Below are 25,439 nucleotides of genomic sequence, written 5' to 3' on the forward strand. Positions count from 1 at the left end.
GCCACACCCGGGCGCCGGCGCTTCAGACGATCTTGGTGCGGCGCCACCACTGCGTGACTTTTTCCTCGCGCACAAGGGTGAACAGCCCTGCGCCCAGGATCAGCGCGATGCCGACCAGCATCGGCCAGTCCAGGTGGTCGTGGAACAGCCAGTAGCCGAAGCCGATCGCCCACAGCATCTGGCTGTACTGGGTCGGCGCCACCGCGCTGACCGGGGCCAGCCGCGACGCGTACATCAGGAAGATCGCCGCCAGCCCCGCGAGCAGGCCATAGCCGGCGAGCAGCACCCATTGCTGCCAGGTCGGCCACACGAAGGTCGGCAGCATCAGCAGCGCGCCCATCAGCAACGGGCCGAGCACGCCGGCGCCGTACAGGGTCAGGCGCTTCTCGCCCGGCCCGGCCATGCGCAGGCTGATCACCGAGATCGCCCCGACCAGGCCGCAGACGATGGCCGCGACATGGCCCTCGCCCAGGTGCCGGAAGCCGGGCCGCAACACGATCAGCACGCCGATGAAGCCGACGATCACCGCCAGCCAGCGCCGCCAGCGCACCTCCTCCTTGAGCAGCAGCACCGACAGCACGGTGACGAAGATCGGCATCAGGAAGATCAGCGCGAACGCCTCGGCCATCGGCAACAGCGTGAACGCGGTGACCGCCGACAGATTGCCGACCGCGCCGGTGAACGCGCGCAACAGCCAGATGCTGGGCCGCTGCGCCACCACCACCTCGCGCCAGCGGTCGCCGCGCTTCTTCAGGAACGGCAGCGCGGCGAGCATCAGCAACGCGCCGAAGAACACCACCTCGTATGCCGGCAGCGTGCCCTCCAGGCCCTTCACGAACGCATCGCTGATCGAATAGGCGGCATAGCAGGCGAAACCGAGCAGCACACCTTTGAGCATCGCGGATCCTGGGCGCTGGCGCCGCGAGCGGCGTCGGCCATTGAGGGGAGAGGACGGCATCATTATGCGTCGCCATCGCCACGGCCACCATGACGGTTCGCCGCAGCCAGCACATGCGCGCGCCAGGTGCCGCTGTGCGGACTGCTCCGCCGTCGCCGACGATTGCCGTGCGACGCATGCCGACGACCGCAGGCCTGGCACGCCGCGGCCGCGCCAGCGCAGGACTTCGCACCGGGCCTCGGTTACGATGCCCTCCCCCATCTCGACGACCCGGCCTCGCGCAGCGCGCGCGGGCGCATCGCCTCCCTCGACGTGACCCAGTCCTCCGGCCCCCTGCTGACCCGCCCGCTCGCCGACGCGCTGCTTGCCGCACGCGATGGCGGCGCCGCCACCTGGACCGGGTCGCTGGACCTGCAGCGCAGCGAGGGCCAGGCCCTGCTCGCCGCGGACAGCTGGCAGTGGCGCGGGCAGGCGTATCCGTATCCGTCCAGGCTCAAGGACCGCACGATCTACCACTGGGACGGCGAAGACTTCGCGCCGGTGTCGCGCTTCGGCGGCGCGCTGATCAAGCTGGTGCCGACCGAATGGGGCGCGCCGACCTTCGAGATCGACGGCATCAAGATGCTGCCCAGCGCGCAGCTGTCCCCGTTCGAGGACGCGCGGCGCAAGGTCGCGCTGATCGAACCGCGCGGCAAGCGGGTGCTCGACACCTGCGGCGGGCTGGGCTATTTCGCCGCCTGCGCGCTGGAGGCCGGCGTGGCGCAGCTGCACTCGTTCGAGAAGAACGCCGACGTGCTGTGGCTGCGCACGCTCAATCCGTGGTCACCGGATCCGGCCGCCAGCGAGGGGCGCCTGCAGCTGGCGCACGCCGACGTCGGCCAGGCCATCGGCGCCATCGCCAGCGATTCGATGGATGCGCTGCTGCACGACCCGCCGCGCTTCGGCATCGCCGGCGAGCTGTACTCGCAGGCGTTCTACGACCAGCTCGCGCGGGTACTGCGTCGCGGCGGGCGGCTGTTCCACTACACCGGCAGCCCGAACAAACTGACCAGCGGCCGCGACGTGCCGCGCGAGGTGGCCAAACGCCTGGAGAAGGCCGGCTTCCGCGCAGACCTGGCGCTGGACGGGGTATTGGCGACGCGTCGTTAGGCTGTCTCGACTCGATCGTAGTCCTTGCAGGAGCCGCGCCGGGTCGCCTCGGGCCACCCGCAACGGTGGGCCTGACGACATCGGGAAAAAGCGTCGGGGCTGAAGCCCCTCCTACAGTGGATTCAACCGGCTTGCCATGCCCTTGCTGGCTTGCCGCACACCCTTGTAGGAGCGGCTTCAGCCGCGACAGACAGCCCATCGCGACCGCTGACCCAACGCTATCCGCAGCCGCTTCCGCACCATGTAAAACACTGGAAAAGGCTGTAGCGCTGCCTTCACACCGAAGCGGCAATCTGCTCGCGCAACCAGCGATGCGCCGGATCGCGATGCACACGCTCGTGCCAGAGCATGGCCATTTCGTAGCCGGCCACGGGCACCGGCGGCGCACAGACCTTCAGCCCGGGATGCGCGCGCACCAATCGCTCCGGCAGCATCGCCACCAGATCGGTCCGCAGCAGCGCATCGATGACGAACAGGAAATGCGGCACCGACAGCACCACCCGGCGCTGCAGCCCGCGCGCGTGCAGCGCCGCGTCGGTGACGCCGCTGAACCCGCCGCCGTCCGGCGACACGATCACGTGTTCGAGCTTGCAGAACTGCGCCAGCGTCGGGCGCCGCTGCAGCCGCGGATGCCCGGCGCGGCCGGCCAGCACATAGCGCTCGGCGAACAGCGTGCGCTGGCGCAGGTTCGGCGGCGCGCCGTCGCGGGTGTGCAGGGCCAGGTCGATCTCGCCCTGCTCGGCCTGGCGCGCGATCTGCAACGGCGCCATTTCCAGCACCGCCAGCCGCGTGCCCGGCGCCGCGCTGCGCAGCGCCGCCAGCGCCGGCCGCAGGATGGTCGATTCGCCGTAGTCGGTCGCGGCCACGCGCCAACTGTTGCCCGCCTGCGCGGGATCGAACGACGCATCCGCCGCCACCGCACGCTGCAGCGCCTCCAGCGCCTGCCGCAGCGGCGCGCGCAAGGCCTCGGCACGCGCGGTCGGGCGCATGCCGCGCGGCCCGGGCAGCAGCAGCGGATCGTCCAGCGCCTCGCGCAATTTCGCCAGGTGCACGCTGACCGAGGGCTGCGACAGGTGCAGGCGCGCGGCGGCGCGGGTCACGTTGTGCTCGGCGAGCAGCGCGTCCAGGGTCAGCAGCAGGTTCAGGTCCAGGCGTCCGAAATTAAGCATGGCTATAGCTGGAATTCCCGTAATTCATTTCCACTATAGCGGGCCGCGACCTACCTTGGCGCATCCCAATCGCCGAGATCGCCCATGAACGTCCTGCTGGTCTACGCCCATCCCGAACCGACATCGCTCAACGGCGCGCTCAAGGACTTCGCCGTGCACCATCTGCAGGCCGCCGGCCACCACGTGCAGGTGTCGGATCTGTATGCGATGCAGTGGAAGCCGACGCTCGATGCGCAGGACAGCCTGGACGGCACGGCCGGCAATCGCTTCGATCCGTCGCTGGACTCCAAACGCGCGTTCGCCAACGGCCGCCAGAGCGCGGACATCGCCGCCGAGCAGGCCAAGCTGCGCTGGGCCGACGCCGTGCTGCTGCAGTTCCCGCTGTGGTGGTTCTCGATGCCGGCGATCCTGAAGGGCTGGGTGGACCGTGTCTATGCCTACGGCTTCGCCTACGGCGTCGGCGAACATTCCGACGCGCGCTGGGGCGACCGCTATGGCGAGGGCACGCTGGCCGGCAAGCGCGCGATGCTGATCGTCACCACCGGCGGCTGGGAATCGCACTACGCGCCGCGCGGCATCAACGGCCCGATCGACGACGTGCTGTTCCCGATCCAGCACGGCATCCTGCACTACCCCGGCTTCGACGTGCTGCCGCCGTTCGTGGTCTATCGCAGCAGCCGCATGGACGCGGATCGGTTCGCACAGATCCGCGACACGCTCGGCCAGCGCCTGGACACCCTGTGGAGCGCCGCGCCGATCGCGTTCCGCAAGCAGAACGGCGGCGACTACGCCATTCCGGAGCTGACGCTGCGGCCGCAGGTCGCCCAGGGCCAGGTCGGGTTCGCCGCGCATGTGATGGGGTGCGAGGAAGAGCGCGCCGCAGCGGCATCGCCCGCGCACGACCAGCCGATCCCTCAGACATGAAGCGCCGCGCTGGACGGTAGGATGGCGCGTGCGGCGACTGCGCCGCGCCTGCCATCGGAGTCCAGCCGCACGTGATCGCCCCCACATTCGCCCGCCTGTTCGTCCCGTGCGCCACCCTGCTGCTCGGCGCCTGCGCCACGCAGGCACCGCGCGCGCCCGAGCGCACGCCGACCGAGATCAAGGCCGACATCGCACGGCGCATCCCGGCCGCGATCCCCGACCGCAGCGGCTGGGCCAACGACGTGTACGTGGCGCTGTCCTCGCAGGAACTGGCTACCAGCGCCGACAACATCTGCGCGGTGCTGGCGGTGATCGAACAGGAATCCACCTACCAGGCCAATCCGCCGGTACCCGGCCTGGGCAGGATCTCGCGCGCCGAACTCGGCCGCCGTGCGGCCGCGCTGCATGTTCCCGCGTTCATGCTCGACGCGGCGCTGGCAGTGAATTCGCCCAATGGCCGCAGCTACGGCGAGCGCATCGCCAGCGCGCGCACCGAGCAGGAACTGAGCGGCATCTTCGAGGACTTCGCCGACAGCGTGCCGCTGGGCCAGCGCCTGTTCGGCGGACTGAACCCGGTGCATACCGGCGGGCCGATGCAGGTGAGCATCGCCTTCGCCGAAGCGCATACCGATGGGTATCCGTATGCGCAGCAGGACACGGTGCGCCACGAGGTGTTCAGCCGCCGCGGCGGCGTGTGGTTCGGCACCCGCCACCTGCTCGGCTACCCGAGCGACTACGACGCGCTGCTGTACCGCTTCGCCGACTTCAACGCCGGCTGGTACGCCAGCCGCAATGCGGCGTTCCAGGCCGCACTGGCGAAGGCCAGCGGCACCACCCTGGCGCTGGACGGCGATCTGCTGATCCCCGGCAGCGACATCGACCAGCCCGGCGCCACCGAGCGCGCCGCGCGCGGCCTGGGTTCGCGCCTGGCGCTGGACGACAAGGAGATCCGCCGCGCCCTGCAGCGCGGCAACGCTGCCGATTTCGGCGACACCGCGCTCTACCGCAAGGTGTTCGCACTGGCCGAACGCAGCGCCGGCAAGCCGCTGCCGCGCGCGATCCTGCCCGGCATCACCCTGGAAAGTCCGAAGATCACCCGCACCCTCACCACCGCCTGGTTCGCGCAGCGCGTCGCCGACCGCTGGCGCCGCTGCATGGGCAGGTGACCGCAGCGACATGTCCCAAAGCCGCGCTACTTCGGCTTGTCCAGCACCAGAAACACCCACGCGATGGCCACCGCCAGCAGCAGCAACAGCAGGGTGAAAACCCCGTCCCATGCCATCCAGAACCAATAGCGCCCGGGATCGGCGTCCAGCAGATACACCTGAGGCGAGCCGAAGCGCGATCCGCTCGTGTACACGCCGCTCAGCACTGCCTTCACCAGCCCGTAGAGCTTCAACAAGGCGCTCGCCGCCGCCAGCGCGACGACCAGCAGCGATACCGGCCAACGCAACCTGCCGGCCAGACGGCGGCCGAATCCGCGCGTAGCTGCGTTCTCATGCTGCCGTCGTTGACGCTTTCCCATCGTCTGCACTGCCTGCGTTTATCGCCTGCATTCTAGAGCCGCCGCAGCGGCTGGCGCGCGCGGCAACCGCGCCGGCGCAGCGTTGCCGCTATACTTGCCGCGCATCGCCTGCGCAGAACGCGTTACCGGCCCGGACTGCCGCCATTGCACCCATCAAGGATGATCGCGCCAGCCGCGCCCCGGCATGCCGCATGCGTCGATTTCCTTGCCTTTCGCTCCCGTGCCGGTCGCCCGGCGGACAGCGTGTTCCCACCAAGGAAACTCCTCTTGAAACATCTCCTCACCCTCGTCCTGCTGGCCTTGTGCGCAACCGCGCTGTCCGCCTGCGACCCCACCACCGGCAAAAAGAACATGTCGCCGGAGGACTACCTGACCTACAACGTCTCGGCCTGGAACGGCATCACCTCGGTGACCGCGCCGTGGATCGGCGGCGAGCGCGGCGAGCAGCTGCTGGCCGATGCGAGCGAACTGAAGTCGATGCAGCCGCACCGCAACGCGCTGAACAATCCGCGCAAGCAGATCGCCAGCGCCAACCGGGGCTACGAAGGTTTCGGCATTCCCGAAGACGCGCAGGACATGGACGCCAAGCTGAAGTCGTACTACAAGAACACCGACACGGTGCTGGCGACGCTGCAGGAAATCACCGCGCTGCCCGACGGCTACACCCAGGCACAGGTGCAGCCGCTGCTGGAACGGCTGAACACCGAATCGGACGCCCTCGACAAGGACGCGACGGCCCTCGACGCCGCGCAGAATGCCTACGCCAAGAAGCACCGCATCCACCTGGTGACCAGCGGCTGAGCGGCGGCGGCAATGGACAAGGAAAAGCGGCCCATGGGCCGCTTTTTTTTTATGCCTTGCGCCGAGCAGAAAAGCCGAGCGGCGCGTGATTGGCCCTGCTCCCCCTATCGCCGCACGCCCTGCCGCGGCAAGCCGAGCAGCCCGATGCGGCGGAACCACATTTCCAGCGGCACCGTGACCAGCGGCGGCAATGCCGCCAGCAGACTCAACAGCCACGCCCACCACGGCCAGCGCAGGCGCACCGCAGCGATCACGCTCGCGACCAGGTAGACCAGGAACGCCACGCCGTGCAGGCGGCCGAACAGCCACACGCCCAGTTCGGTGGTCTGGGTACCGTATTTGAGCAGCATGCCGAGCAGCAGGCCGGCCCAGGTCAGGCCCTCGAAAAAGGCGGCGGCGGCGAACAGCCGCCCGACAGGCGACATCGGATGGGAAGGCACAGGCAACTCCAGTGGGAAGAAAGACGCCGCGACGCGATGGCGGCGGCGACGCCCGCTGGCACCATCATTCTACAGACACGGCGCCGGCCGTCGGCGCTGGGTCGCGGCGAACACGGCGTCAATCGCCGCCGAGCAACGTATCGAGCATGCGCTGCGGTTGCTCCAGGAACGCGCGCGTCAACCGGTAGTGCTCGGTGTCGCGGTACGCCACGCGCTGCAGGCCATCCTCGCCGATCTGCAGGATGTCCGCATGCGGGTACGCCATCAGGATCGGCGAATGCGTGGCGATCACGAACTGCGAGCGCTGCTGCACCAGCTGATGCAGCCGGGTCAGCATCGCCATCTGCCGCGACGGCGACAATGCCGCCTCCGGCTCGTCCAGCACGTAGAAGCCGTTGCCGCCGAAGCGGTGCAGCATCAGCGCGAAGAACGCCTCGCCGTGCGACTGCGCGTGCAGCGACACGCCGCCGTAGCTGTCGATGACGGGAGCGCCGAACGATGGCGCCCGATCCAGACGCTCGATCTCGCTGGCGACGTTGTAGAAACTCTCCGCCCGCAAGAAAAACCCGTCGCGCGCACGGCGGCCGCTGCGACCCAGGCGCAAGGCCTCGTGCAGATTGGAATGCGACGCCAGCGTGCTGAAGTTGAAATTCCGGGTCCCGCCCTCGGCATTGAAACCCCAGGCCACCGCGATCGCTTCCAGCAGGGTCGACTTGCCGCTGCCGTTCTCGCCGACGATGAAGGTCACCTTGGGATGGAAGCGCAGCACGCCCAGGTTGCGCACCGCCGGCAGCGAATACGGCCAGGCCTGCATCGAGGCCACGCGGTCCTGCTTCAGCGTGACATCCATCAGATAGTGCTCGGCATCGATCGCGCGCACGGGTTCCCTCCCGGCCGGCGGGGAGGCCGGCGCCACGGCGTCAAGTGTCGCGGCGATGCGCACTGCGCGCAATGCGCGCGCAGCGCGGGGCATCCGCCATGGCCGTTCCTGCGCCGATCCGCACCTGCCGCAGGCACGGATCGGCCGCACGGCGTCGGCCGCGCATCGCGATCGCGCTCAGCGACGGTCGTCCAGCACCGCCACGCCCTCCGGCGCCAGCTGCACCACGTCGCTGGCCGCGCCCGTCCCCAGCAGCGAGCGCATCGGCGTCGGTAGACGCACCTGCTGCGCATCGCTGCCATGGTTGATCAGCACCAGCACGCGGCGGCGGCCGTCGCTGCGCACGCCGACCTCCACGTCCGCCGGCACGTCCGCCAGCGGCGCGCGCACCTGCGCAGCGCGCAGCCAGTCGCCGGTGAGGCGATCCAGGGTGGCGTCGTCGAGCCAGGCGCCGACGTAGCTGATGCGGCCCTTGCCGACCCGCCGGGTCAGTACCGCCGGCTCGCCGTCCAACCAGCCGTTGGCCTGGCCGTAGCGCAACGGCACCTCGGTCTGCGCCGCATGCGCCTGCAGTTGCTCGGCCCAGATCTTCGCGCTGCCCTCGCCGGCCGCACCGGCGACCGGGACCGGCTTGTCCAGCGCATAGAACTGCTGCACGCGGCCACCCAGCAACGCGCCGAGCGGTCCGGGCTGGCGCTGCGGCTGCAAGCCGTTGTCGGCGTTCTTCATCGCGCTGCGCGGGCCCAGCACCAGATGCCCGCCGCGTTCGACATAGGCTTTCAGCCGCTGCGCCTGCGCTTCGCTGAGCACGTTGAGCGACGGCGCGACCACCAGCTTGTAGCCGTCCAGCGGCGCCAGCGCCGAAACCACGTCGACCACCTGCGCCTGCTGCCGCAGCGGGCGGTAGAACGACTTCATCTGCACCACCGGATCGAAGTCGGCCGAGTGCTTCTGGAAACCCAGCGCCCAGCGGCTGTCGAAATCGTTGATCAGCGCCACGTCCGCGTGCGGCGTGGTCCCCGCCAGCGCCGCGCCGGCCTTGGCGAACTCCGCGCCGACCTGCTGGATCTCCGCATACACCGGCACCGGCTCGCCATCGGCGCCGACCAGCGTGCCGTGGTATTCCTCCTGCCCGTTCGGCGCCGCGCGCCACTGCCAGTACGCGACTGCATCGGCGCCGTGCGCAACGGCCTGCCACGCCATCGCCCGCACCTGGCCCTTGCGCAGCGCCACGTTGGTCGCGCGCCAGTTGACGAAGCCCGGCTGCGTTTCCATCACCCAGTAGTTGCGCTGCTTGTAGCCGCGGGTGAGATCGTGGCGCGCCGCGTTGTCCACCCAGTCGTAGCGCTCGCCGGCGACGTAGTCGTCCCAGGCGGCGATGTCGAGCACCTCGTGCACCTTGTAGGCGTCGAAGCCGGCGAACCAGCCCATGGTGTTGGTGGTGATGAACTGGCGCGGATCGGCATGTGGGCGGATCGCGTCGATCTGGTTGCGCGAATAGTCGGTCCAGGTGTCGCTGACGAAGCGTTTCCACTCCAGCAGCAGGGCCGGATTCTGCCCGTCCTCGTGCACCGGGATCTGCGCGAAGTCGTTGTAGGTCTGGCTCCAGTACGCGGTGGCCCAGCGCCGGTTCAATTCCTCGATGCTGCCGTACTTGCGCTGCAGCCAGGCATGGAACTGCGCCTTGGCCTCCGGATCGAACGAGGCCTGCGCGTACTCGTTGTCCAGCTGCCAGCCGACCACGTGCGGATTGCGGCCATAGCGCTGCGCCATCTGCTCGGCGATGGCATGGGCGAAACGGCGATAGCGCGCGCTGGCGAAGGAGAACTGCTGGCGGTTGCCGTGTTCGTCGCGCACGCCGTCCTCGCCGACGCGCAGCGTGTCCGGATACGCCTGGGTCAACCACGCCGGCGGCGCCGCGGTCGGCGTGCCGAGCACCACCACCATCTGGTGCCGCGCCGCCGCGGCGATGGCGCGGTCCATCCACCCGAAGTCGTACTGGCCCTCGCGCGGCTCCATGCGGCTCCAGGCGAACTCGCCGATCCGCACCACGCGCACGTGCGCCGCCTCCATCAGCGCCAGGTCGTGTTCCCACTGCGCCTCCGGCCATTGCTCCGGATACCAGGCCACGCCCAGCAGCAACGGCGCGGCATCGGCATAGCGCGTGGCCTGCGCGCGGGCATCGGGCAATGCCGCCGCCATTGCGAACAGCGTGCCGAACAACAGCGCGATCGCGCGCTGCGGGAACCAGGAAGGCGATGGCATAGGCGAACTCGTCGATAGTGGGAAAGGCGGCGAGCAACCCCGAGCCGTCGCCACCGCCCATTGTGCGCGTACGTGGGGGACGCCACTTGTGCAACTTGTCGAACTTGGGTGCGCAACTGTGCACAAAACGGGCAATCGCCCGTTGCCTGCGCAGGGTCGCCTGCTGCAGTACTGGGCGGCGTGCGCTGTCCTGGCAGCGCGCGCCGACGCCCGCATGACGCGCCTGGGGCGGCATGCAAGACGCTGACGAACGCAGTACGCAGCGCATCCGCCTGCACCGGCGCGTGTCCCAAGACAGCCTCGCGACTGTCCCATGCGCCTGCAACGCGCTTCGCGGAAACGATCCCTGGCTGCCTGCGCGCTGCATCTCATTTGCCGCAGTTGGCGCATGCACCGATTGTCTATGTCATGTCGACGGCGTAGCGTCACGCCCTGCCACAAACCCCTGTTCCATTCCCCCGGAGCCACCCATGAGAACACCACGGATCCTCGCCACCCTGCTGGCGATGGCCACGGCCGCCTTTTCCGCCGCGCCCGCCCTTGCGCAGAACGTCACCGTCACGCCCAGCGAAACCTACCAGACCATCCAGGGATTCGGCGGCATGAGCGGCGCCGGCTGGATCGCCGACCTCACGCCGGCGCAGGTCGATCTGGCCTTCGGCAGCGACAACGGCCAGATCGGCCTGTCGATCATGCGCATGCGCATCGACCCCTCCAGCTCGGGCTGGAGCCTGCAGGTTCCGGCCGCGGTGCGTGCGCGCTCGCATGGCGCGGTGTTGCTGGCCACGCCGTGGTCGCCGCCGGCGTACATGAAGTCCAACAACAGCCTCAACAACGGCGGCAAGCTGCTGCCGCAGTACTACGGCGCCTACGCCAAGCACCTGCTGGACTTCTCCAGCTACATGTCCGGCAAGGGCGCGCCGCTGTACGCGCTGTCCGTGCAGAACGAGCCGGACTGGCACCCGGATTACGAGTCGGCGGAATGGAACGCCAGCGACTTCACCAACTTCCTCAGCGCCCAGGGCGCCAGCTTCGGCAACCTGAAAGTGCTCGCTGCCGAGTCGTTGAACTTCAATCCCAACCTGACCGATGCGTTGCTCAACAGCAGCGCCAGCCAGCACGTGGACATCATCGGCGGCCATCTGTACGGGGTGCAGCCGAAGGACTATCCGCTGGCGCGCAACAAGGGCAAGCAGCTGTGGATGACCGAGCACTACACCGACAACACCGACGGTAACGCCTGGCCGTCCGCGCTCGGCGTGGCCAGCGAGCTGCACAAGAGCATGGCCGCCAACTACAGCGCCTACATCTGGTGGTACATCCGCCGCAGCTACGGCCTGATCACCGAAGGCGGCGCGGTCAGCAAGCGCGGCTACGCGATGGCCCAGTACGCGCGCTTCGTGCGTCCCGGCGCCAAGCGGATCGGCGCGACCGCCGCGCCGTACAGCGATGTCGCGGTCACCGCCTACAAGCGCGCCGACAACAAGATCGTGCTGGTCGCGGTCAACACCGGCACCCAGTACCGCGAACTGAAGGTCAGCCTGCCCAGCGGCAGCGCCGCCAGCTTCACCAAGTACAGCACCTCGGCGAGCGTCAACGTCGGCTACGGCGGCGCGTACCAGGTCAGCAACGGCCAGACCGCGTTCTATGTCGACCCGCAGAGCGTGGCGACGTTCATCAGCAACTAGCGCAGCCGCGACGCATCGCCAGTGGCGATGCGTCCACTGCCACCCGGCCGGCGGACGCTCAGTCCAGCCCGGCCAGGAACGCCAACAACGCGGCATTGAACGCGTCGGCATGGCTGACATTGCAGCCATGCGGCGCATCCGGCAACACCACCAGCGTGCTGCCGGCGATGGCGCGATGGGTACGCTGCCCGGAACCTTCGAACGGGACCGTCGCATCGGCGTCGCCATGCAGCACCAGGGCCGGCACATCGACCGCGCCCAGGTCGCGGCGGAAGTCGGTGGTGCCGAACGCCTGCATGCAGCCGAGCGCGGCGGTCTGGTCGCTCTGCTGGCACAGCGCGATCGCCTCCTGCCGCTGCGCCTCGCTGACCTTCAGCGCGCCGTTGGCGCTGAAGAACTGGCGGGTGAACTGGTCGAAGAACGTCTCGCGCGATGCGGTCAGTCCCTGTTTCATTTCCTCTGCCTTGTCCTTGCTCAGCGGGCCGTCCGGGTTGTCGTCGGTCTTGAGCATGTAGGGCGGTACCGCGGAAGCGAACACCACCCCGCCCAGGCGCGCACTGCCGTGCCTGGCCACATAGCGCGCGACCTCGCCACCGCCCATCGAGAAGCCCACCAGCACGGCGTCGTGCAGGTCCTTGTCCTCGATCACGCCTGCCAGGTCGTCGGCCAGCGTGTCGTAGTCGTAGCCGTCGGCTGGCTTGTCCGAGCGGCCGAAGCCGCGGCGATCGTAGGCCACCACGCGGTAGCCGGCGTCCTGCAACGGTCCAACCTGCGCCTGCCATGCCGCGGCCGACAACGGCCAACCGTGGATCAGCACCACGGGCCGACCGCTCCCGCCGGTGTCTTCAACGTGCAGGCGGACGCGCGATTGTGCTGCAGTCATGGTCGTGGCTCACGAAGGGAAGGAACCGCAAGCTTCCATGCCGGCATGTCCGGCGTACGTGAGCGCAATGTTGCCAAGGCGTCAATGGCGCCGCGCCGCATCGATGTCAGCCGATGCGCTGCGTCGCTCGCGCGGTTTGCGCCAATGCGCTCGCCGCAGACTGCGGAAGTCTGCAGAAGTGGCCGCGGCCTGTGCGACGCGCTCCCAGAACTCCAGCGCCATCGCTGCCGCGGCGCGCCCGTCGTCGCGGTATGCCGGTGTGGGCAACGCCAGCGTGTAGTCGCGCTCGACCACTTCGCCGCTCGCCGCAGGACGCAACGCCATCGGCAGCATGTCGTAGGAAGGGGCCAGCGCCAGCGGGCGCGTATCGGCAAGCAAGGCGCCCGCATTGCCCAGGGGCATGTCGTTGTTGCCGATCAGCACGCCGAACCAGCCGTACACGCCAAGCCGCCGTGCATCGTCGCGGTCGAGGCTCCCTGGCTGAGCGGCAGCGCGGTCGAGTCGCGGAGGCGGGAGTCACTCATGGGAGTGACTGAATAGAACATTGAATGGATAGCCAAGCCATGCCCGCTACCGATCCACTTATACATCAGTCACTTCCTTTCGTTGCGCAAACGCAAACAGGGGAAAATTTGAATAGATAAAGACTGGATGCATGGCGGATCGCTGGTACCAGGGTGGTGTCCGCCGCAGCGAAACCCACCCTGGCGCCGACTAAAAAGCAGCGTCCACCGGCCAACACTGCAGTGCGGATATGCGACAGCCACGTCTTAGGGAAGGAGCACGACTATCCCCGAGCGGAACTCGCAGGCGCCATGGCCGTGCAAGGCCCGCTCGGCAGCCTCATCGATGGGCCTGCCGAGCGGGAACGCCAAGATCCCTAGGTCCAGTTGTCGTCGCCCCCCAGGCTGCCATCGTCCGAAAAGTCCTGGTCGGCGTCCTGCAGCGGCGCATCGTCGTAGTAGTTGTTGGTGACGTTCTCGACCACGGTGGGCTGCGACGACCCACCGCCCAGGAAACCGCCGTGGTGACTGCCAAGCAGGCTCTCCACGCCCTCGAACAGCAACATGCCGCCGGCCACGCCTGCGGCCGTGGTGGCCGCGGTGCCGAGAAAGCTGGGACCGCGCGCGGCCGGCGCCGCGACCTGCGCCTGGTCCGGCACGCTGGCGCCGCCGCCGAACAAGCGCTCGCGCCAGCCCGGTGCGGCCTGCGGTGCGGGCACGGGCGGCAACGGCGGCGGCCCCGCATTGAAGCCCTGGCCCAGGAAACTCGCAGCCGGCGGCGGCGGTGGCGGCGCGGCCTGCTGCAGCTGCGCGATCTGCGCCTTGGCGTTCTCCAGCGCGTGTTCGAGCAGCAATGCCCGCTGCACCAGCAAATAGGCGGCATCGGGCTGGCCGGCCAGGCGCTCGCGGATCAACGCGTCCGCCTGCGGATCCATCGCCACGCCGCTGGCGCTGCGCACGCGGGCCAGGAAATCTTCGAGTAGCTGTTGTTCTTGCGGAGTCATACCAATACCTGGAAGAGGTGACCGGCTCGATGCCGGCAGGCACAGCATGGGCACGGACGCGCCGGCGCCAAGGGCGGCTGCGCGGCCTGGTGCGGCGACATTCATCAAAGCCCCGAGGCTGGCGCGCTCGCATCAGGATGCAATCGCCGACATCCGCGTCGATTCCGGCATGACTTCCGGCATTTACGACCCGATCGCCAGTGACTACACTTGTAGTCAAATACGGCTACGCAGGGTGCTCGGCGATGCAGTGGCGAAGAATGCAGTGGATACCCACGCTGGCGTTGATCGCATCGGCGCCAGCCTGGGGCGGCGAACAATGGATCGTGGCCACGGATCTGTGGGGCAACCGCGGCTATCAGACGCTCGAGCTGGACGCGACCGGCACGCAGCTGCAGGGTCGGCTCGACAACGCGCCGGTTCGCGGCACCCGCCATGGCGATGCGCTCGCCTTCGTGGCCACCTCCGCCGATGGCAGCGTCTACCGCTTCGACGGCCGCGTGGAGGGCGAACGCATGCGCGGTCGCAGCGACCAGCCCGATCCCAATGCCGCCGACGTGCGCGCCTTCCATGCGTTCGACGCCTGGCGCGTGCCGGCCCGCGACACCGCCGCACCGCGCACGCACGACTTCGTGCCCAGCGACTACGCCAATACCTTCAGTGCCGATCGCCCGCCGGTGCTGGTGCTCTGGCCGGGCGACACGCTGCGCACGCAGACGCTGGATTCCGGCGGCGTGGATGCAGGCGGCGTCACCCGCGCGTTGTTCGGCAATCCGCAGGTCGGGCCGTTCTTCGTCGCCGGCGCCGAGGCGGGCGATACGCTCGCCATCCACGTGGTCTCGCTGCGGCCCAACCGCGACTCCGCCGACAGCCTCGACGGCCTGGTCGGGCGCCTGCAGACCCCGCGGGTGGCCGCGCAGGCCGCCGCACTCGGCAAGCACGTGCGCTGGCGCCTGGACCGCGATGCGGCACTTGCGCGACCCGTCGACGGCGAAGGGCCGATGCAGCACTTCGCGATCCCGCTGCGGCCGATGCTCGGCGGCCTGGCGCTGGCGCCCGGCTTCGGCAGCGCCGCCCTGTCCACCGGCGATACCGGCGCCAGCGGCGGCAACATGGACTTCAATGCCGTGGTCCAGGGCACTACCGTGTACCTGCCGGTGCAACAGCCGGGCGCATTGCTCTATCTCGGCGACGGCCACGCGCTGCAGGGCGATGGCGAGACCACGCAGTGGGCGCTGGAGACGTCGCTGGACGTGGAACTGCGGGTCGAACTGATCAAGCATCGCGCGATCGCGATGCCGCGGGTCGAATCGCCCGAGCAGATCATGACCCTGGGCCAGGCCGGCTCCAGCGACGACGCGCTGCGCGTGGCCACCTCCGGCATGCTGCACTGGCTGCAGCAGGACTACGGGCTTTCGCTGGCGCAGGCCACACAGGTGCTGGGCGTGGCGGTGCATTACCGGGTGGCCAATCTCGCCGGGCGCAGCATCGGCGTGGCCGCCAGCATCGACAAGGCGGTGTTGCTTACGTTGTATTTGCCGAGCCGATCAGAGCTGGATCTCGCCAAGAAAGCAAAGCATGCGCGATAGCGCCATGCAGGGACGTCGACTCGCACCTATTCCGGTTCCCAGCAACAGAAGCCAGTGCGCCGCATCTCGCCCTCTTCTACGGCACGATCCAATCCCGCGATATCAAGTGTAGGCATCGGTATGCCATTGGAGAAGATCACACCAACCCACCCAATCAGATGGGACCGCGATAGTGCGCGACCTCATTCAGTTCGGACATGCGACGCGCTTCGGCCACATAGGCCCCACTTGCAATGTTGTAAACGCACCCTACTGCGCGTGGCCACCATTAGACGTCGGCAAGACATCGCAGATCCTGCCACTCAAGACAAGGCCGGGCAAAGAAGCACGGCCGCATGAGATCGCATCATGGATGCGTCACCATCGCTATATGAAGTCGCTCTTAGCGTATCCGCGCTCGGCGAGATAGGACTTGAAGATACCTAGTCCTTTCGAGTGCAACTGCGATATCCGACCTTTGCTTAGACAAAGATCTTCCGCGATCCTGACAAACGGCATATGCAGGTAATAATGAGAAACGAAGATCAGCCGAATATTGTCAGGCATGCCGAGCAGCACGTTCTTGATGAGCTTTCCATTCTGTGCCTGTTGCAACGATTCGCCCTCGCAGAAGGCATCGGCCGCCTGCTCGATCATCTGATCGAGCGCGATCCCCACGATCGCGGAGACGAACTCGGAAAAGGTGTCCCCCTCTTCATCGCGGTCCGCGACCTCGACTAGCGCCAGCTCCTTCGGATAACGCTGTGACTTGGTGCTCGCGCGGATGCCGTTGAAGACGGCGCCCCGCACCCTGGCCTTGGCGTACAGCAGGAAGGGAACGCCCTTCTGTGGCTGATAACGATTCATCGCCTCAAGCAAGCCGACATGCCCGTTCTGCATGTGATCGGACCGGTCCAGATCGCGGCTCCCGGCCCTGCGCATGACCGTCATTACCACGGAGGCGACCCATGGCGAATACTGTGTGAGCAGATAGTCGCGCGCGACAAGATCGTTGTCGACCTTGAACCGCCTCCACAGCTCGGCTTCAATCTCCAGGGAGTCCATGCGGAGCTACGTCCACAAGCTGCCCAGTAAGGTCTTCGACACCAGCACCCATCCGTCGATCAGGATGAACAGCAGGATCTTGAGCGGCAGACTGACCGTCGAAGGCGGCAGCATGATCATCCCCAGGGCCATCAACACTGCCGAGACCACCAGATCAATCATCAGGAACGGAAGAAAGATCACAAACCCCATCTGGAACGCCGTCTTGAGCTCACTAAGCATGAAGGCGGCGGCCAGATGGGTGAAGCGGATGTCCTCCACCTTCTTCGGTGGTGCGACCCGCGCCATCTCCGTGACCGCAAGAAGATCCGATTCGCGCGTCTGCCTGATCATGAAATCCCGCAGAACCGGCGCAGCCCGCGACACGGCTTCTTCTGCGCCGATTCTGTCATGAAGGTAGGGGGCGATCGCCTGGGTGTTCATACGGTCCAGGACCGGCCCCATGGAAAACAGTGTCAACAGCATCGCCAGAGCGATCAGGACACTGTTCGGTGGCGTTTGCGGGATCCCCAACGCATGCCGCAACAATGCCAGGACCACAATGATCCGGGTGAACGATGTCATTCCGATCACGATTACAGGGATGAACGACAGAACCGTCATCAGCACCGCGATGCGCAGCGTCGAGGTGAACTCGGGAGAACCGGCGCTCTTGAGCGCATCGCCGAGCGTGTCGGCATGCGCCTGGAACCCGAACAGCAGCAGGCCGATTCCCAGCGACACTGCGCCCATCTTGGCGATCGATGAATTAGAGAATCGGATCATGGGATTCCACGGCATCCGGCGGCAGCATGCGGATATGCGACTTCGACTCGACCACGACCAGGCGACGCCCCGTCACCTCGATGAGATGCACCACCGTGCTGCGGCTCAAGCGCGTGTGCGCGATGCGCTTGATGGCAGGCGTCTGATCCAACGCCGCGGATTCGCCCAACCATCGTGCCAGCCATCCCTTGCGCTTGAGAACGACCAGGGCCACGACGGCAATGGCAAGCAACAGCAACGTGCACAGGATCATCTGGCCGACATCGGACATCTCGACGACGCCCGTGCGGCGATAGGGAATCGCTGCGAACGTGACGGCAAGGCTCATAGGATTTCGAGGATGCGTACGCCCAAGGTGTCGCCGACGGCCAACAACTCCCCGCGCGCCAGCGCCTTTCCGTTGAGGAGCAGCGTCACGACCGCCTCGCTCGACTCATTCAGCGCAACGATGTTGTCGGCCTTCAGCGACAGCACCTCGTCGATCGTCAATTCTGCTTTTCCGACCTCGGCCACCAAGGTGACTTTCACGTGGCCGAACATCTCGTAGTCGCGCGCGACCGGATTACTCTCATCAACCATTTCTAACTTTCCCACGTCTAGACAATGGACACGGAACGGGTTCCGTGCTCGTCGCGCAGCACGCCCTGCGCCAGAATCCGGCCATCGATCACCAGCCTTACCGCGGCTTCAAGAGAGGCATCACCCACAAGCACCTCGCCGACGCGCAGGCCGTTGACCTCGCTCAACTCGATCTCGCCGATATCCAATTCGGCACGCACCGCAAGGCACTGCGTGCCCAGCAAAGAGACGCGCGTGCTCAAGCCGGAACGCTGTGCGGATACGGCGCGCGCCATAGCATTCGCATCGCACCATGCGCGGTCTACCCAAAACCACAGCGGCACCGCCAGTCCGGTCACCGTACCGGCCAGTCCACCAGCCCTGCTGATGTCCTGCCATGGCGGGACACCATCGGCGTCCTGCACGACCTCGCCCCGCAGCGCGCCGAGTTCGCATGCCAGCGCGGAAAGCGCCGACAGGGCGACCTCCACCGCCAACGCCGGCGTCGCCTGACTCGGCAACTGCAGCACCGCGGCGCCGAGGGCGCTCAACGCTGGCCGTTGCACGCCGAGCAAGAACCGCCCCGAACCGGCAGCACCGAGCGACAACCAGCGCAGCGACGCGTCACGCAGCGCCGGCGTATCTACGGCACATGGCGCGATCGCACAGGGCGCGCCTGCCTGCGGAAGCCAGGCGGCCTGCCAGCGGGCCAGCCGCTCTGCCAGCGTTCCATGCAATTCGGCGAGCGTGGCGGCCGCCTGCCAACCAATGCGGTACGTTTCCATCAGCCGCCGCGCGTACTGTTGTAGAGCTGCTCGATCATCTCGTTGCTGACCGTCATCACCCGGGAACTCGCCTGGTATCCGCGCTGGATGATCAACATGTCGGCGAATTCGCGTGTCAGGTCGATGTTCGACATCTCCAGACTGCCGCCCTGGATCTTGCCGAAAACACTGGTGCCCGCACGCCCCAGCTCGCTGCGCTGGCTTTCCGCGTCGGACAGTAGTCGGCCACTGGAAAGCTTTAGGGTGCTCTCGCTCTTGAACGCCGCAAGCGCCAGCTGCTGGCCCTGCTGCTTCTCGGTCGAACTGTAGGTGATCTGCAGAACGCCCTTCTCGTCGAAAGCCAGTGCCGTGATGCCCAGCACCGGCCTGCCATCGTCGACCGTAGCGCTGACGTTGTCGGTCAACCCCGAAAGACTGGTGGTGCCCTGGAAGGTGCCAGGCGTTCCGAAGTTGAAGGTGATCTTCTGGCTCCCACCGGGCAAGGCAAGCGTGGCGTCGACCGTGCCGTACCCGGCCTCGAGCGAGCCGGCCGTGCTGAAGCGCAGTTCGCCGCTACCGACCTGTGCGCCGGACTCATCGGTAATGGTGACGGTGAACCGGCGCGAACTCCCCGTTCCCGTTCCGGTGTTAGCCACGGCGAACGCGGCTTTCAGCGTATGCGTGGCGCCGGCGGCATCGTAGACCGAGATGTTCTTGACCTCGCTCCCGCTGGAGGTAGGCGAAAGATTGCCGCTCAGCGTCACGCCGGTCGTCGGCTTGGCGGCGAGCGTCCTGTGCCCTTCAAGCGTCACTGGGGACAGGCGGCCATCCGTGTCGATCGCCATGACCTCGAACTTGCTGATTCCGTCGATCAGAATGCCCCGGTCGTCGAAGGCGAACTGTCCGGCGCGCGTGTAGTGCAGTGCACCGGCGCTGTCGCGCAGGACGAAGTAGCCCGCGCCCTCCACGGCGACATCGGTCGCGTTGCCGGTCTGCCTGAGATCACCCGCCGTGGTACGCAGCCCCTGACCTGCGATGCGTGTACCGTGCTCGCCGCTCAGGTTCTCCAGAAAGGCATCGCTTCCGCGAAAGCCCGGGGTGTTCATGTTGGCAACATTGTTGCTCACGGTATCCAGGCTCTTGGAGAAACTGAAGAGACCGGAAAGGCTGTTGTACAGGGCCTGAAACATGGCGGCTCCTTAGGGTCGCACGAGGGAAATTTGCGGCAGGCGGATGCCAGTCAGGACCGCGCCGGTCGTCTGCACAGTCAGTTCCGGACCGGACGCGGTGAATTGCACCGCCTTGATCGACCCCGTCGCCGTGGTGCCGTCCGCCTTGGAGACCTCCACCGCGTGGTTCAGCAGGCTCAAGGCCTGACTGGAGGAAGTCATGGTCAGCATGCTTTCCATGTTCAAGCTGAGCTGGCGAGACTGCTCCAGGTTGCTGAACTGCGCCAACTGCGCCAGGAACTCGCGGTTGTCGACGGGCTCCAGCGGATCCTGGAACTGCAACTGCGACAGGAACAGCTTGATGAAGCCTTCCTGGTCGATGGTCTTGCTGGTCTGTGCACTGGCGCTGCCGTTGTTGACCACGCCACCGATTGCATCAATTGCCACTGCCGTCTCCCTGTCGCGTCGTGGGGCGGCGCCAGACCTCGGCGCCATTGAACATGATCCGATGGGTTGCGCTGTTCGCGGTCTCGGACAGCAATGCGCCGACCAGGGCCTTGGTATCGCTGCCGCTCATGCGGTAGTCCCGCACCCAGATCGTCACCGTGCCCTCGGCATCCAGCACGCGCTTGATAGAGCGGTCGCTCCAGCGTTCGGCCGCGGAAACCAGGACCGCGCGGTCCGCCGCAGCCGACATGGACAAGGCGGCGTCCGTCGGATGCGCTGCACCCGTCAGGACCGCGCCAGCGAAGGCTGCGAAAAGCGCAGCCGCTTCCGGCAACGCATTGGGCGCAGCGGGCAACGCCTGCAGAGGTGCACAGAACGTTGCGGACTCGGCACGCGCGGCAATCTGTTCTGCTGCCTGCAGCGACACCGGCATCGGGGCAAGTCCCCGCGGTCGAGACAGCTGGGACAATGCGTAGCCTGGAGTGGCCTGCCATTCGTAGAGCACGCTGGCTTCCACCGCATGGTCGGCAACCGCGCGGAATGCGGCACGTGCCGCGGGCGTCGTCGGCACCTCTGCTACTTGCAGGTGGGCCGAGGCGGGGTACGGCGGATGGCCATCCTTCTCCACCCAATCGCGAAAGTCCTTGCGGTCCTGGTCGCCGTTCGCGCGTGCCCGCGCAGGTGTCCTCTCCGCGTCCTGCGGCGCACGGGCGGCAGGCAGAACGTCGTGGGAGCTCATGCGATTCCCCTCGCGCTCGCCCACAGGGCAACGCTCTCTTCGTGCGCGCACCGCTCGCGAGCAAGCAGCGCGCTTCGCCGCGCAGCATCGACGCGCCGCTGCACCGCTTCATGCGCCGCCGCCGCACGCCGATACTCCTGCTGGCCGAGCGCCAATTCCCATTGCACGGCCAGCAACGCCTCCGCTACCGCGTCGCAATGAGACTGGGCAAGCGACTCGGCCACGATGGCTTCCGCGTACAACGCCACGCGCAAGCCACCCGCTGCGTCGGTCTTTCGCTTCCACTCGGAGATGGACGCGACGGTCGTATCTGCCTCGACTTTTCGTACGCGCGCACCATGCTCGCTGGCAGCGGCAAGACGCAAGGCATCCGCCTGCTGCTGCTTGCCCAGCGCCTTCAACCTGGCGAGGGATTTCAAGGACTTCAGCCGCTTATCTTGCATGACTGGCCTCCACGCGACCGGCCACAGGGCGCAGCGCAGCAGCGAAGTGCTCCAGGGCCTCCGCACGCGAGGACGCCGCATGTGCCGACTGCCGGAGCACGCGCTCGAGCGAAGGCCAGACATCCACTGCCTGATCGAGTTCGACGTTGACTCCGCGCTGGTGCGCCCCGAGCTCGATCATGTCGCGGGACGCTTCATAGAGCGCAAGCGAGCGCCGGACCTGGACGGCCAGAGAAAGCTCGTCCTCGGACGCCAGACGGCCGATCAGGCGGCTGACACTCCCTAGCACGTTGACGGCGGGGTAGTGTCCGCGCGCGGCCAATTCGCGGTCCAGCACGATGTGTCCGTCGAGGATCGCGCGCATGTGGTCGGTCACTGGTTCGTTGAAGTCGTCGCCTTCCACCAGCACGCTGTAGATCGCAGTGATCGAGCCGAGGCCGTGGTTGCCGCAACGTTCGGCGATCTTGGGCAACCAGGAAAAGACCGACGGTGTGTAGCCGCGGAACGTGGGAGGTTCGCCGACCGCAAGCCCGATTTCGCGCTGCGCCATCGCGAAGCGCGTGATCGAATCCACGACAAGCAACACCGACTTGCCCTGATCACGAAAGAACTCGGCGATCGCATGCGCGGCATGAACGGCATGCGTACGCACCAACGCCGGCTGGTCGGCAGTGGCCGCAACCACCACGCTGCGCTTGAGTCCGTCTGCGCCCAGCGACTGCCGCACGAAGTCGCCGACCTCTCGGCCGCGCTCGCCGATCAGCGCCAAGACGACGACATCGGCCTGCACATTGCGCGACAACATGCCGAGCAACGAGCTCTTGCCGACACCGCTGCCGGCAAAGATGCCGATGCGCTGTCCCCGGCCCAGCGTCAACAGCGCATCCACCACGCGCACGCCGGTTTCCAGGACGTGGTCGATCTCCTGCCTGTGCAGAGGATTCGGCGCAGCGGCATGCAGTGGATAGCGGACGTCCTCGCGGATTGCGCCCAACCCGTCCAGCGGGTGGCAGAAGGCATCCACCACGCGCCCAAGCAGCTCCATGCCTACCGGCACATCGAGCATGCGGCCCGTCGCGCAAACTTCGTCGCCCGCCGACAGACCGGCAACGCCGTCGTAGGGCAGCAACAGTGTGCGTCCGTTCTTCAGACCGACCACCTGCGCGCGCACGCGCTCTTGGAGACGGTCGCTGAAGATTTCGCATACCTCGCCGATCCCGGCGTCAGGCCCGTCGGCCTCGATCACCAGGCCGTTGAATGCCGTGACCCGCCCACGACGCAGCACGTAGGGCTGTCGCTCGATCTCCGTCAGCAGGTGCGCCAACAGGCTCACGATGCGCCCCCCTCCGCCACATGAGCGGCGAAGCCCGCAAGCAGCGCCAGCTTCAATGCCTCCAGGCGGACATCGAGCCCGAGTTCGTGGTGCCCTGCGGCCGTCTCGATCACGCACTGCCCGGCGGACAGCGCCGGATCGGCGATCAGGTCCACCTGCAGGTCGGCCAGTTCCAGCACCGCGTCCTGCGGAGAAAGGCGAACCGCCGCGATACGGTGCTTCGCGGTCTGTACCGCTTGCTGACAAATCGACTGCATGAGGCTTCGCTTGGCGTACTGCTCGCCAACCACCTTCGCGACCGCAGCATAGCTGACTTCGACAGCAACTTCCTGCGCGCTCCTGGCCTGCGCATCGATGGCCTCCGTCAATCCGTCGAAGAGCGCCTCCAACTGACGGCGCGTCTGGGCGAGCCGCTCACGCTCTTCGTCAGCGCCTGCCCGCAGCTGTTCGCTGGCAGCGGCGATCTCGCGTTGAATTTCGCCAGCGGCATCCTGCTGTGCAGCTGCCCATCCTTCCCGATAGCCGCGCTCGCTCGCCGCGGCGAACGCCTCCTGCAGCGAATCGTCCGCAGACGGGCCTGACGAGGCGTCCATCGCCGCCGCACGTGCCGCATGCCAAGGTTGATGCAGCCCCTCCTGCCAGGCGGACCGCTTCATTGCGGCATTCCGTCCGTCAAGCGGCCATGTGCCGCGGCCACCACCGCTTCGCGAACCGCCGGCGCCAATGCAGCGCAGTCGCGCATGTCACGGCGCACCCGCTCGGCGAAGCGCACGTCGATCAACGAGAACAGGAAATCCGACGCATCCATTCCGAGCGCGACAACCAGGCGGCTGTACGAACCGCTGTCCAGCGTCCGCGACAGCGCCACCAGGCGATCCAGATCCATCTCGCCATGGCGACCCGGCGCGTGGCGCGCCTGCCGGCCGCAGATCGTTGTGACCAACGATCCAATATCCCACCGCCGCTTGCGCACGACCGCAGCTTCCGCCTCGATGCGCTCAGCCACCCCCGACGGCAACGACGCGATCAATGCGCGCCGGGCGCGAGGGTGCATGACGCTCGCCAGCAATGCAGCCATTTTGACCCGCTCAGGCGCGATCATTTCGGCGCCACCGCCAGCCAGGCGCGAATCTGCGTCGCGGCGGCCTCGCTTTCGCGCGGACTCAGGTAGCGGGCACGGCGGGCCATCAGCCACCCGGCCAGAAGCCCGACGGCGATCCCAGCCAAGCCCGCAAAGACCGCAACCAACATCGGAATGCCCCCCCGCTGCAGCGGCGCCGACCGCACGATAGACCGCGATGCAGGCACAAGCGCTGTTCCCGAAGCCGACACCCGCGCAGGTGCAGGCATCACCCCGATTTCCACGACATCGCCGCGTGCCGCATCGACGCCGACCGCAGCCGCCACCAGCCGCTGCAGATGCTGCTGCTGCGAGGCATCGACCGGTGCCGCCAATACGACTGCGACGGAAATGCGCTCGATCCTGCCGGTCGCCTTCGTCACCTCTTCCTTGTCTGTTCCGTGCGCGTACTCGATCTGCTCGTTGAGCAGACCATTGCCGGCACCCTCCGTCGCCTTGTCCGAACTTGCGCTGCGACGTACAACGGCTCCCGCCCCTTGGCCTGGCGCGTCGACCACGCGCTCGCTGGTCTTGCGCACCTTGTCGAAGTTCATCTGGACGTTGACGGAGACCGCAGCGTTCTCGCCCCCGGGCGCATTGGCCAGCAGCTTGCGGATGTCGCTCTCATATTGCGCAGCGAGCGTGCGCGCCGCACTGCCACGCTCGCTAGCGGCCTCTCCACCATCGGCCTCCGCGCCACTGAGCTGCAACCCGGAGGGGCCAACGACGACGACCGAATCAGCCTTCAGACCATCCACCGCCGCGGCGACCAGGTTGCGGATGCCAGCCACCTGTCGCGCATCGAGCCGTGCGCCAGGCGCGAGCGCGACTGCAACGGACGCCTTGGACTCGCCATCCTCGGCCAGAAACATGCCCGGACGGCGAATCGACAAATGCACGCGTACGTTCTGCACCCCGGGAATGGTCGCGATCGTCCGCTCGATCTCGCCCTGCAGCGCGCGTTGGTAGCTGATGCGCTGCGCGAACTCGGTGACCCCCAGATCGCTGTGATCGAACAGCTCGAAACCGACGTGTCCGCCCTTGGGAATGCCGGCCGATACCAGGCGCATCCGCAGCGGATGCACCTGGGACTGCTCGACCAGGATCCCGCTTCCGTCATCGGTATAGCTGTGCGGCACCTTCCACTCGTCCAGCGCCGCAGAGACCTCCGCGGCATCGGATTCCTTCATGTCCCCGAACAACAGCGCCTGGCGAGAGGACAGCGCCCACCACAGCGCGCCGGCAGTGACTACCACGATCGCCAGCGCGCCAAGCAGCAGGCCCCGGCGCCGCGACGGGCTCAGGGTGGAGTAGGTATTGGTTAGAAACGCCACGTATC

The 25,439-nt window shown here is 67.3% G+C and carries 28 protein-coding genes; 6 read left to right on the forward strand and 22 right to left on the reverse strand.

Translation table 11 applies throughout. The features are described 5' to 3' along the window. Positions 1 to 22: 22 nt before the first annotated feature. The gene (locus AB8810_RS20820) at positions 23 to 898 is read right to left on the reverse strand and encodes a DMT family transporter (RefSeq protein WP_191826855.1); all 876 of its coding nucleotides are present in this window, start codon (positions 896 to 898) and stop codon (positions 23 to 25) included. A 312-nt stretch (positions 899 to 1,210) separates the two neighbouring features. Here AB8810_RS20820 and AB8810_RS20825 point away from each other — a divergent pair, with 312 nt between their 5' ends. Next, the gene (locus AB8810_RS20825; protein WP_206230281.1) at positions 1,211 to 2,047 is read left to right on the forward strand and encodes an SAM-dependent methyltransferase; all 837 of its coding nucleotides are present in this window, start codon (positions 1,211 to 1,213) and stop codon (positions 2,045 to 2,047) included. Between the two features lie 275 nt (positions 2,048 to 2,322). Here the strand turns inward: AB8810_RS20825 and AB8810_RS20830 are convergent, their stop codons facing one another. Then, the gene (locus tag AB8810_RS20830) at positions 2,323 to 3,216 is read right to left on the reverse strand and encodes a LysR family transcriptional regulator (protein ID WP_191826853.1); all 894 of its coding nucleotides are present in this window, start codon (positions 3,214 to 3,216) and stop codon (positions 2,323 to 2,325) included. Positions 3,217 to 3,300: 84 nt separating this feature from the next. Here AB8810_RS20830 and AB8810_RS20835 point away from each other — a divergent pair, with 84 nt between their 5' ends. Continuing rightward, on the forward strand, positions 3,301 to 4,140 hold the full coding sequence (locus AB8810_RS20835; protein WP_369914740.1) for an NAD(P)H-dependent oxidoreductase: 840 nt from the start codon (positions 3,301 to 3,303) through the stop codon (positions 4,138 to 4,140). 74 nt (positions 4,141 to 4,214) lie between these two features. Continuing rightward, positions 4,215 to 5,306: a DUF1615 domain-containing protein gene (locus tag AB8810_RS20840; protein WP_369916695.1), complete on the forward strand. Its 1,092-nt coding sequence runs from the start codon at positions 4,215 to 4,217 to the stop codon at positions 5,304 to 5,306. A 26-nt stretch (positions 5,307 to 5,332) separates the two neighbouring features. Here the strand turns inward: AB8810_RS20840 and AB8810_RS20845 are convergent, their stop codons facing one another. Next, entirely contained in the window at positions 5,333 to 5,665 is a 333-nt protein-coding gene (locus tag AB8810_RS20845; protein WP_191826851.1) for a hypothetical protein, read from the reverse strand. 267 nt (positions 5,666 to 5,932) lie between these two features. On the opposite strand from AB8810_RS20845, the gene AB8810_RS20850 reads away from it, so the two are divergent. After that, positions 5,933 to 6,466, forward strand: a complete 534-nt coding sequence (locus AB8810_RS20850) for a hypothetical protein (RefSeq protein WP_369914741.1) — start codon at positions 5,933 to 5,935, stop codon at positions 6,464 to 6,466. Between the two features lie 104 nt (positions 6,467 to 6,570). On the opposite strand, the gene AB8810_RS20855 is transcribed toward AB8810_RS20850, so the two are convergent. The 3 genes from AB8810_RS20855 to AB8810_RS20865 form a co-directional block, all read right to left on the reverse strand. Beyond that, the gene (locus AB8810_RS20855) at positions 6,571 to 6,891 is read right to left on the reverse strand and encodes a DUF3817 domain-containing protein (protein ID WP_206230297.1); all 321 of its coding nucleotides are present in this window, start codon (positions 6,889 to 6,891) and stop codon (positions 6,571 to 6,573) included. A 133-nt stretch (positions 6,892 to 7,024) separates the two neighbouring features. After that, positions 7,025 to 7,786 (reverse strand): AAA family ATPase, encoded by a 762-nt coding sequence (locus AB8810_RS20860; RefSeq protein ID WP_369914742.1) that lies wholly within the window; start codon positions 7,784 to 7,786, stop codon positions 7,025 to 7,027. 177 nt (positions 7,787 to 7,963) lie between these two features. Then, positions 7,964 to 10,051, reverse strand: a complete 2,088-nt coding sequence (locus AB8810_RS20865) for a DUF4350 domain-containing protein (RefSeq protein ID WP_369914743.1) — start codon at positions 10,049 to 10,051, stop codon at positions 7,964 to 7,966. 470 nt (positions 10,052 to 10,521) lie between these two features. Here AB8810_RS20865 and AB8810_RS20870 point away from each other — a divergent pair, with 470 nt between their 5' ends. Beyond that, the gene (locus AB8810_RS20870; protein ID WP_369914744.1) at positions 10,522 to 11,739 is read left to right on the forward strand and encodes a glycoside hydrolase family 30 beta sandwich domain-containing protein; all 1,218 of its coding nucleotides are present in this window, start codon (positions 10,522 to 10,524) and stop codon (positions 11,737 to 11,739) included. Between the two features lie 58 nt (positions 11,740 to 11,797). Here the strand turns inward: AB8810_RS20870 and AB8810_RS20875 are convergent, their stop codons facing one another. The 3 genes from AB8810_RS20875 to AB8810_RS20885 all read right to left on the reverse strand — a co-directional run bounded on the left by AB8810_RS20875 (position 11,798) and on the right by AB8810_RS20885 (position 14,129). After that, entirely contained in the window at positions 11,798 to 12,622 is an 825-nt protein-coding gene (locus AB8810_RS20875; protein WP_369914745.1) for an alpha/beta fold hydrolase, read from the reverse strand. A gap of 81 nt (positions 12,623 to 12,703) precedes the next feature. Beyond that, a complete protein-coding gene (locus AB8810_RS20880) occupies positions 12,704 to 13,063 on the reverse strand; it encodes a hypothetical protein (protein WP_369914746.1) in 360 nt (119 codons plus the stop codon). Between the two features lie 439 nt (positions 13,064 to 13,502). Further along, positions 13,503 to 14,129, reverse strand: a complete 627-nt coding sequence (locus AB8810_RS20885; protein WP_369914747.1) for a DUF2076 domain-containing protein — start codon at positions 14,127 to 14,129, stop codon at positions 13,503 to 13,505. A 260-nt stretch (positions 14,130 to 14,389) separates the two neighbouring features. On the opposite strand from AB8810_RS20885, the gene AB8810_RS20890 reads away from it, so the two are divergent. Beyond that, positions 14,390 to 15,718, forward strand: coding sequence for an acetamidase/formamidase family protein (locus tag AB8810_RS20890; RefSeq protein ID WP_369914749.1), 1,329 nt, complete (start codon positions 14,390 to 14,392; stop codon positions 15,716 to 15,718). 366 nt (positions 15,719 to 16,084) lie between these two features. Here AB8810_RS20890 and AB8810_RS20895 read toward each other — a convergent pair whose 3' ends face one another. The 13 genes from AB8810_RS20895 to fliF are packed head-to-tail and all read right to left on the reverse strand — an operon-like array spanning position 16,085 to position 25,434. Then, positions 16,085 to 16,762, reverse strand: a complete 678-nt coding sequence (locus tag AB8810_RS20895; protein WP_369914750.1) for a sigma-70 family RNA polymerase sigma factor — start codon at positions 16,760 to 16,762, stop codon at positions 16,085 to 16,087. Between the two features lie 6 nt (positions 16,763 to 16,768). After that, positions 16,769 to 17,527, reverse strand: coding sequence for a flagellar type III secretion system pore protein FliP (gene fliP, locus AB8810_RS20900; protein ID WP_369914751.1), 759 nt, complete (start codon positions 17,525 to 17,527; stop codon positions 16,769 to 16,771). Continuing rightward, positions 17,511 to 17,855 carry a hypothetical protein gene (locus AB8810_RS20905; RefSeq protein ID WP_369914752.1) on the reverse strand — a complete coding sequence of 115 codons (345 nt, stop codon included), beginning with the start codon at positions 17,853 to 17,855 and terminating at the stop codon, positions 17,511 to 17,513. Before AB8810_RS20905 ends, fliP begins: the two co-directional genes overlap by 17 nt. Next, positions 17,852 to 18,106, reverse strand: coding sequence for a FliM/FliN family flagellar motor switch protein (locus tag AB8810_RS20910; RefSeq protein WP_369914753.1), 255 nt, complete (start codon positions 18,104 to 18,106; stop codon positions 17,852 to 17,854). Before AB8810_RS20910 ends, AB8810_RS20905 begins: the two co-directional genes overlap by 4 nt. A 17-nt stretch (positions 18,107 to 18,123) precedes the next feature. Beyond that, positions 18,124 to 18,870, reverse strand: a complete 747-nt coding sequence (locus AB8810_RS20915; protein ID WP_369914754.1) for a hypothetical protein — start codon at positions 18,868 to 18,870, stop codon at positions 18,124 to 18,126. After that, positions 18,870 to 20,039, reverse strand: a complete 1,170-nt coding sequence (locus AB8810_RS20920) for a flagellar hook-basal body complex protein (protein ID WP_369914755.1) — start codon at positions 20,037 to 20,039, stop codon at positions 18,870 to 18,872. Before AB8810_RS20920 ends, AB8810_RS20915 begins: the two co-directional genes overlap by 1 nt. 9 nt (positions 20,040 to 20,048) lie before the next feature. Continuing rightward, complete coding sequence (locus tag AB8810_RS20925) at positions 20,049 to 20,465, reverse strand: flagellar hook assembly protein FlgD (protein WP_048490582.1); 417 nt, start codon at positions 20,463 to 20,465, stop codon at positions 20,049 to 20,051. Further along, positions 20,455 to 21,204, reverse strand: a complete 750-nt coding sequence (locus AB8810_RS20930) for a hypothetical protein (RefSeq protein ID WP_369914757.1) — start codon at positions 21,202 to 21,204, stop codon at positions 20,455 to 20,457. Before AB8810_RS20930 ends, AB8810_RS20925 begins: the two co-directional genes overlap by 11 nt. Then, complete coding sequence (locus AB8810_RS20935; RefSeq protein ID WP_369914758.1) at positions 21,201 to 21,647, reverse strand: hypothetical protein; 447 nt, start codon at positions 21,645 to 21,647, stop codon at positions 21,201 to 21,203. Before AB8810_RS20935 ends, AB8810_RS20930 begins: the two co-directional genes overlap by 4 nt. Next, a complete protein-coding gene (locus AB8810_RS20940; RefSeq protein WP_369914759.1) occupies positions 21,637 to 22,980 on the reverse strand; it encodes a FliI/YscN family ATPase in 1,344 nt (447 codons plus the stop codon). The genes AB8810_RS20935 and AB8810_RS20940 overlap by 11 nt, the downstream gene beginning before the upstream one ends. Beyond that, complete coding sequence (locus AB8810_RS20945) at positions 22,977 to 23,636, reverse strand: FliH/SctL family protein (protein WP_369914760.1); 660 nt, start codon at positions 23,634 to 23,636, stop codon at positions 22,977 to 22,979. Before AB8810_RS20945 ends, AB8810_RS20940 begins: the two co-directional genes overlap by 4 nt. Beyond that, positions 23,633 to 24,082: a hypothetical protein gene (locus tag AB8810_RS20950; protein ID WP_369914761.1), complete on the reverse strand. Its 450-nt coding sequence runs from the start codon at positions 24,080 to 24,082 to the stop codon at positions 23,633 to 23,635. Before AB8810_RS20950 ends, AB8810_RS20945 begins: the two co-directional genes overlap by 4 nt. Beyond that, positions 24,079 to 25,434 (reverse strand): flagellar basal-body MS-ring/collar protein FliF, encoded by a 1,356-nt coding sequence (fliF, locus tag AB8810_RS20955; protein WP_369914762.1) that lies wholly within the window; start codon positions 25,432 to 25,434, stop codon positions 24,079 to 24,081. Before fliF ends, AB8810_RS20950 begins: the two co-directional genes overlap by 4 nt. Positions 25,435 to 25,439: the final 5 nt, after the last annotated feature.

Source organism: Xanthomonas sp. NCPPB 3005 (assembly GCF_041228095.2).
Taxonomy (GTDB): Bacteria; Pseudomonadota; Gammaproteobacteria; order Xanthomonadales; family Xanthomonadaceae; genus Xanthomonas_A; species Xanthomonas_A bonasiae.

Coding starts and splice junctions, on each gene's coding strand:
- AB8810_RS20820 (WP_191826855.1), bottom strand. CDS start 898: ATGCTCAAAGGTGTGCTGCTCGGTTTCGCCTGCTATGCCGCCTATTCG.
- AB8810_RS20890 (WP_369914749.1), top strand. CDS start 14,390: ATGCAGTGGATACCCACGCTGGCGTTGATCGCATCGGCGCCAGCCTGG.
- fliP (WP_369914751.1), bottom strand. CDS start 17,527: ATGATCCGATTCTCTAATTCATCGATCGCCAAGATGGGCGCAGTGTCG.
- AB8810_RS20920 (WP_369914755.1), bottom strand. CDS start 20,039: ATGTTTCAGGCCCTGTACAACAGCCTTTCCGGTCTCTTCAGTTTCTCC.
- AB8810_RS20855 (WP_206230297.1), bottom strand. CDS start 6,891: ATGTCGCCTGTCGGGCGGCTGTTCGCCGCCGCCGCCTTTTTCGAGGGC.
- AB8810_RS20930 (WP_369914757.1), bottom strand. CDS start 21,204: ATGAGCTCCCACGACGTTCTGCCTGCCGCCCGTGCGCCGCAGGACGCG.
- AB8810_RS20915 (WP_369914754.1), bottom strand. CDS start 18,870: ATGGAAACGTACCGCATTGGTTGGCAGGCGGCCGCCACGCTCGCCGAA.
- AB8810_RS20945 (WP_369914760.1), bottom strand. CDS start 23,636: ATGAAGCGGTCCGCCTGGCAGGAGGGGCTGCATCAACCTTGGCATGCG.
- AB8810_RS20830 (WP_191826853.1), bottom strand. CDS start 3,216: ATGCTTAATTTCGGACGCCTGGACCTGAACCTGCTGCTGACCCTGGAC.
- AB8810_RS20950 (WP_369914761.1), bottom strand. CDS start 24,082: ATGATCGCGCCTGAGCGGGTCAAAATGGCTGCATTGCTGGCGAGCGTC.
- AB8810_RS20935 (WP_369914758.1), bottom strand. CDS start 21,647: ATGCAAGATAAGCGGCTGAAGTCCTTGAAATCCCTCGCCAGGTTGAAG.
- AB8810_RS20835 (WP_369914740.1), top strand. CDS start 3,301: ATGAACGTCCTGCTGGTCTACGCCCATCCCGAACCGACATCGCTCAAC.
- AB8810_RS20885 (WP_369914747.1), bottom strand. CDS start 14,129: ATGACTCCGCAAGAACAACAGCTACTCGAAGATTTCCTGGCCCGCGTG.
- AB8810_RS20895 (WP_369914750.1), bottom strand. CDS start 16,762: ATGGACTCCCTGGAGATTGAAGCCGAGCTGTGGAGGCGGTTCAAGGTC.
- AB8810_RS20865 (WP_369914743.1), bottom strand. CDS start 10,051: ATGCCATCGCCTTCCTGGTTCCCGCAGCGCGCGATCGCGCTGTTGTTC.
- AB8810_RS20845 (WP_191826851.1), bottom strand. CDS start 5,665: ATGGGAAAGCGTCAACGACGGCAGCATGAGAACGCAGCTACGCGCGGA.
- AB8810_RS20910 (WP_369914753.1), bottom strand. CDS start 18,106: ATGGTTGATGAGAGTAATCCGGTCGCGCGCGACTACGAGATGTTCGGC.
- AB8810_RS20875 (WP_369914745.1), bottom strand. CDS start 12,622: ATGACTGCAGCACAATCGCGCGTCCGCCTGCACGTTGAAGACACCGGC.
- AB8810_RS20870 (WP_369914744.1), top strand. CDS start 10,522: ATGAGAACACCACGGATCCTCGCCACCCTGCTGGCGATGGCCACGGCC.
- AB8810_RS20905 (WP_369914752.1), bottom strand. CDS start 17,855: ATGAGCCTTGCCGTCACGTTCGCAGCGATTCCCTATCGCCGCACGGGC.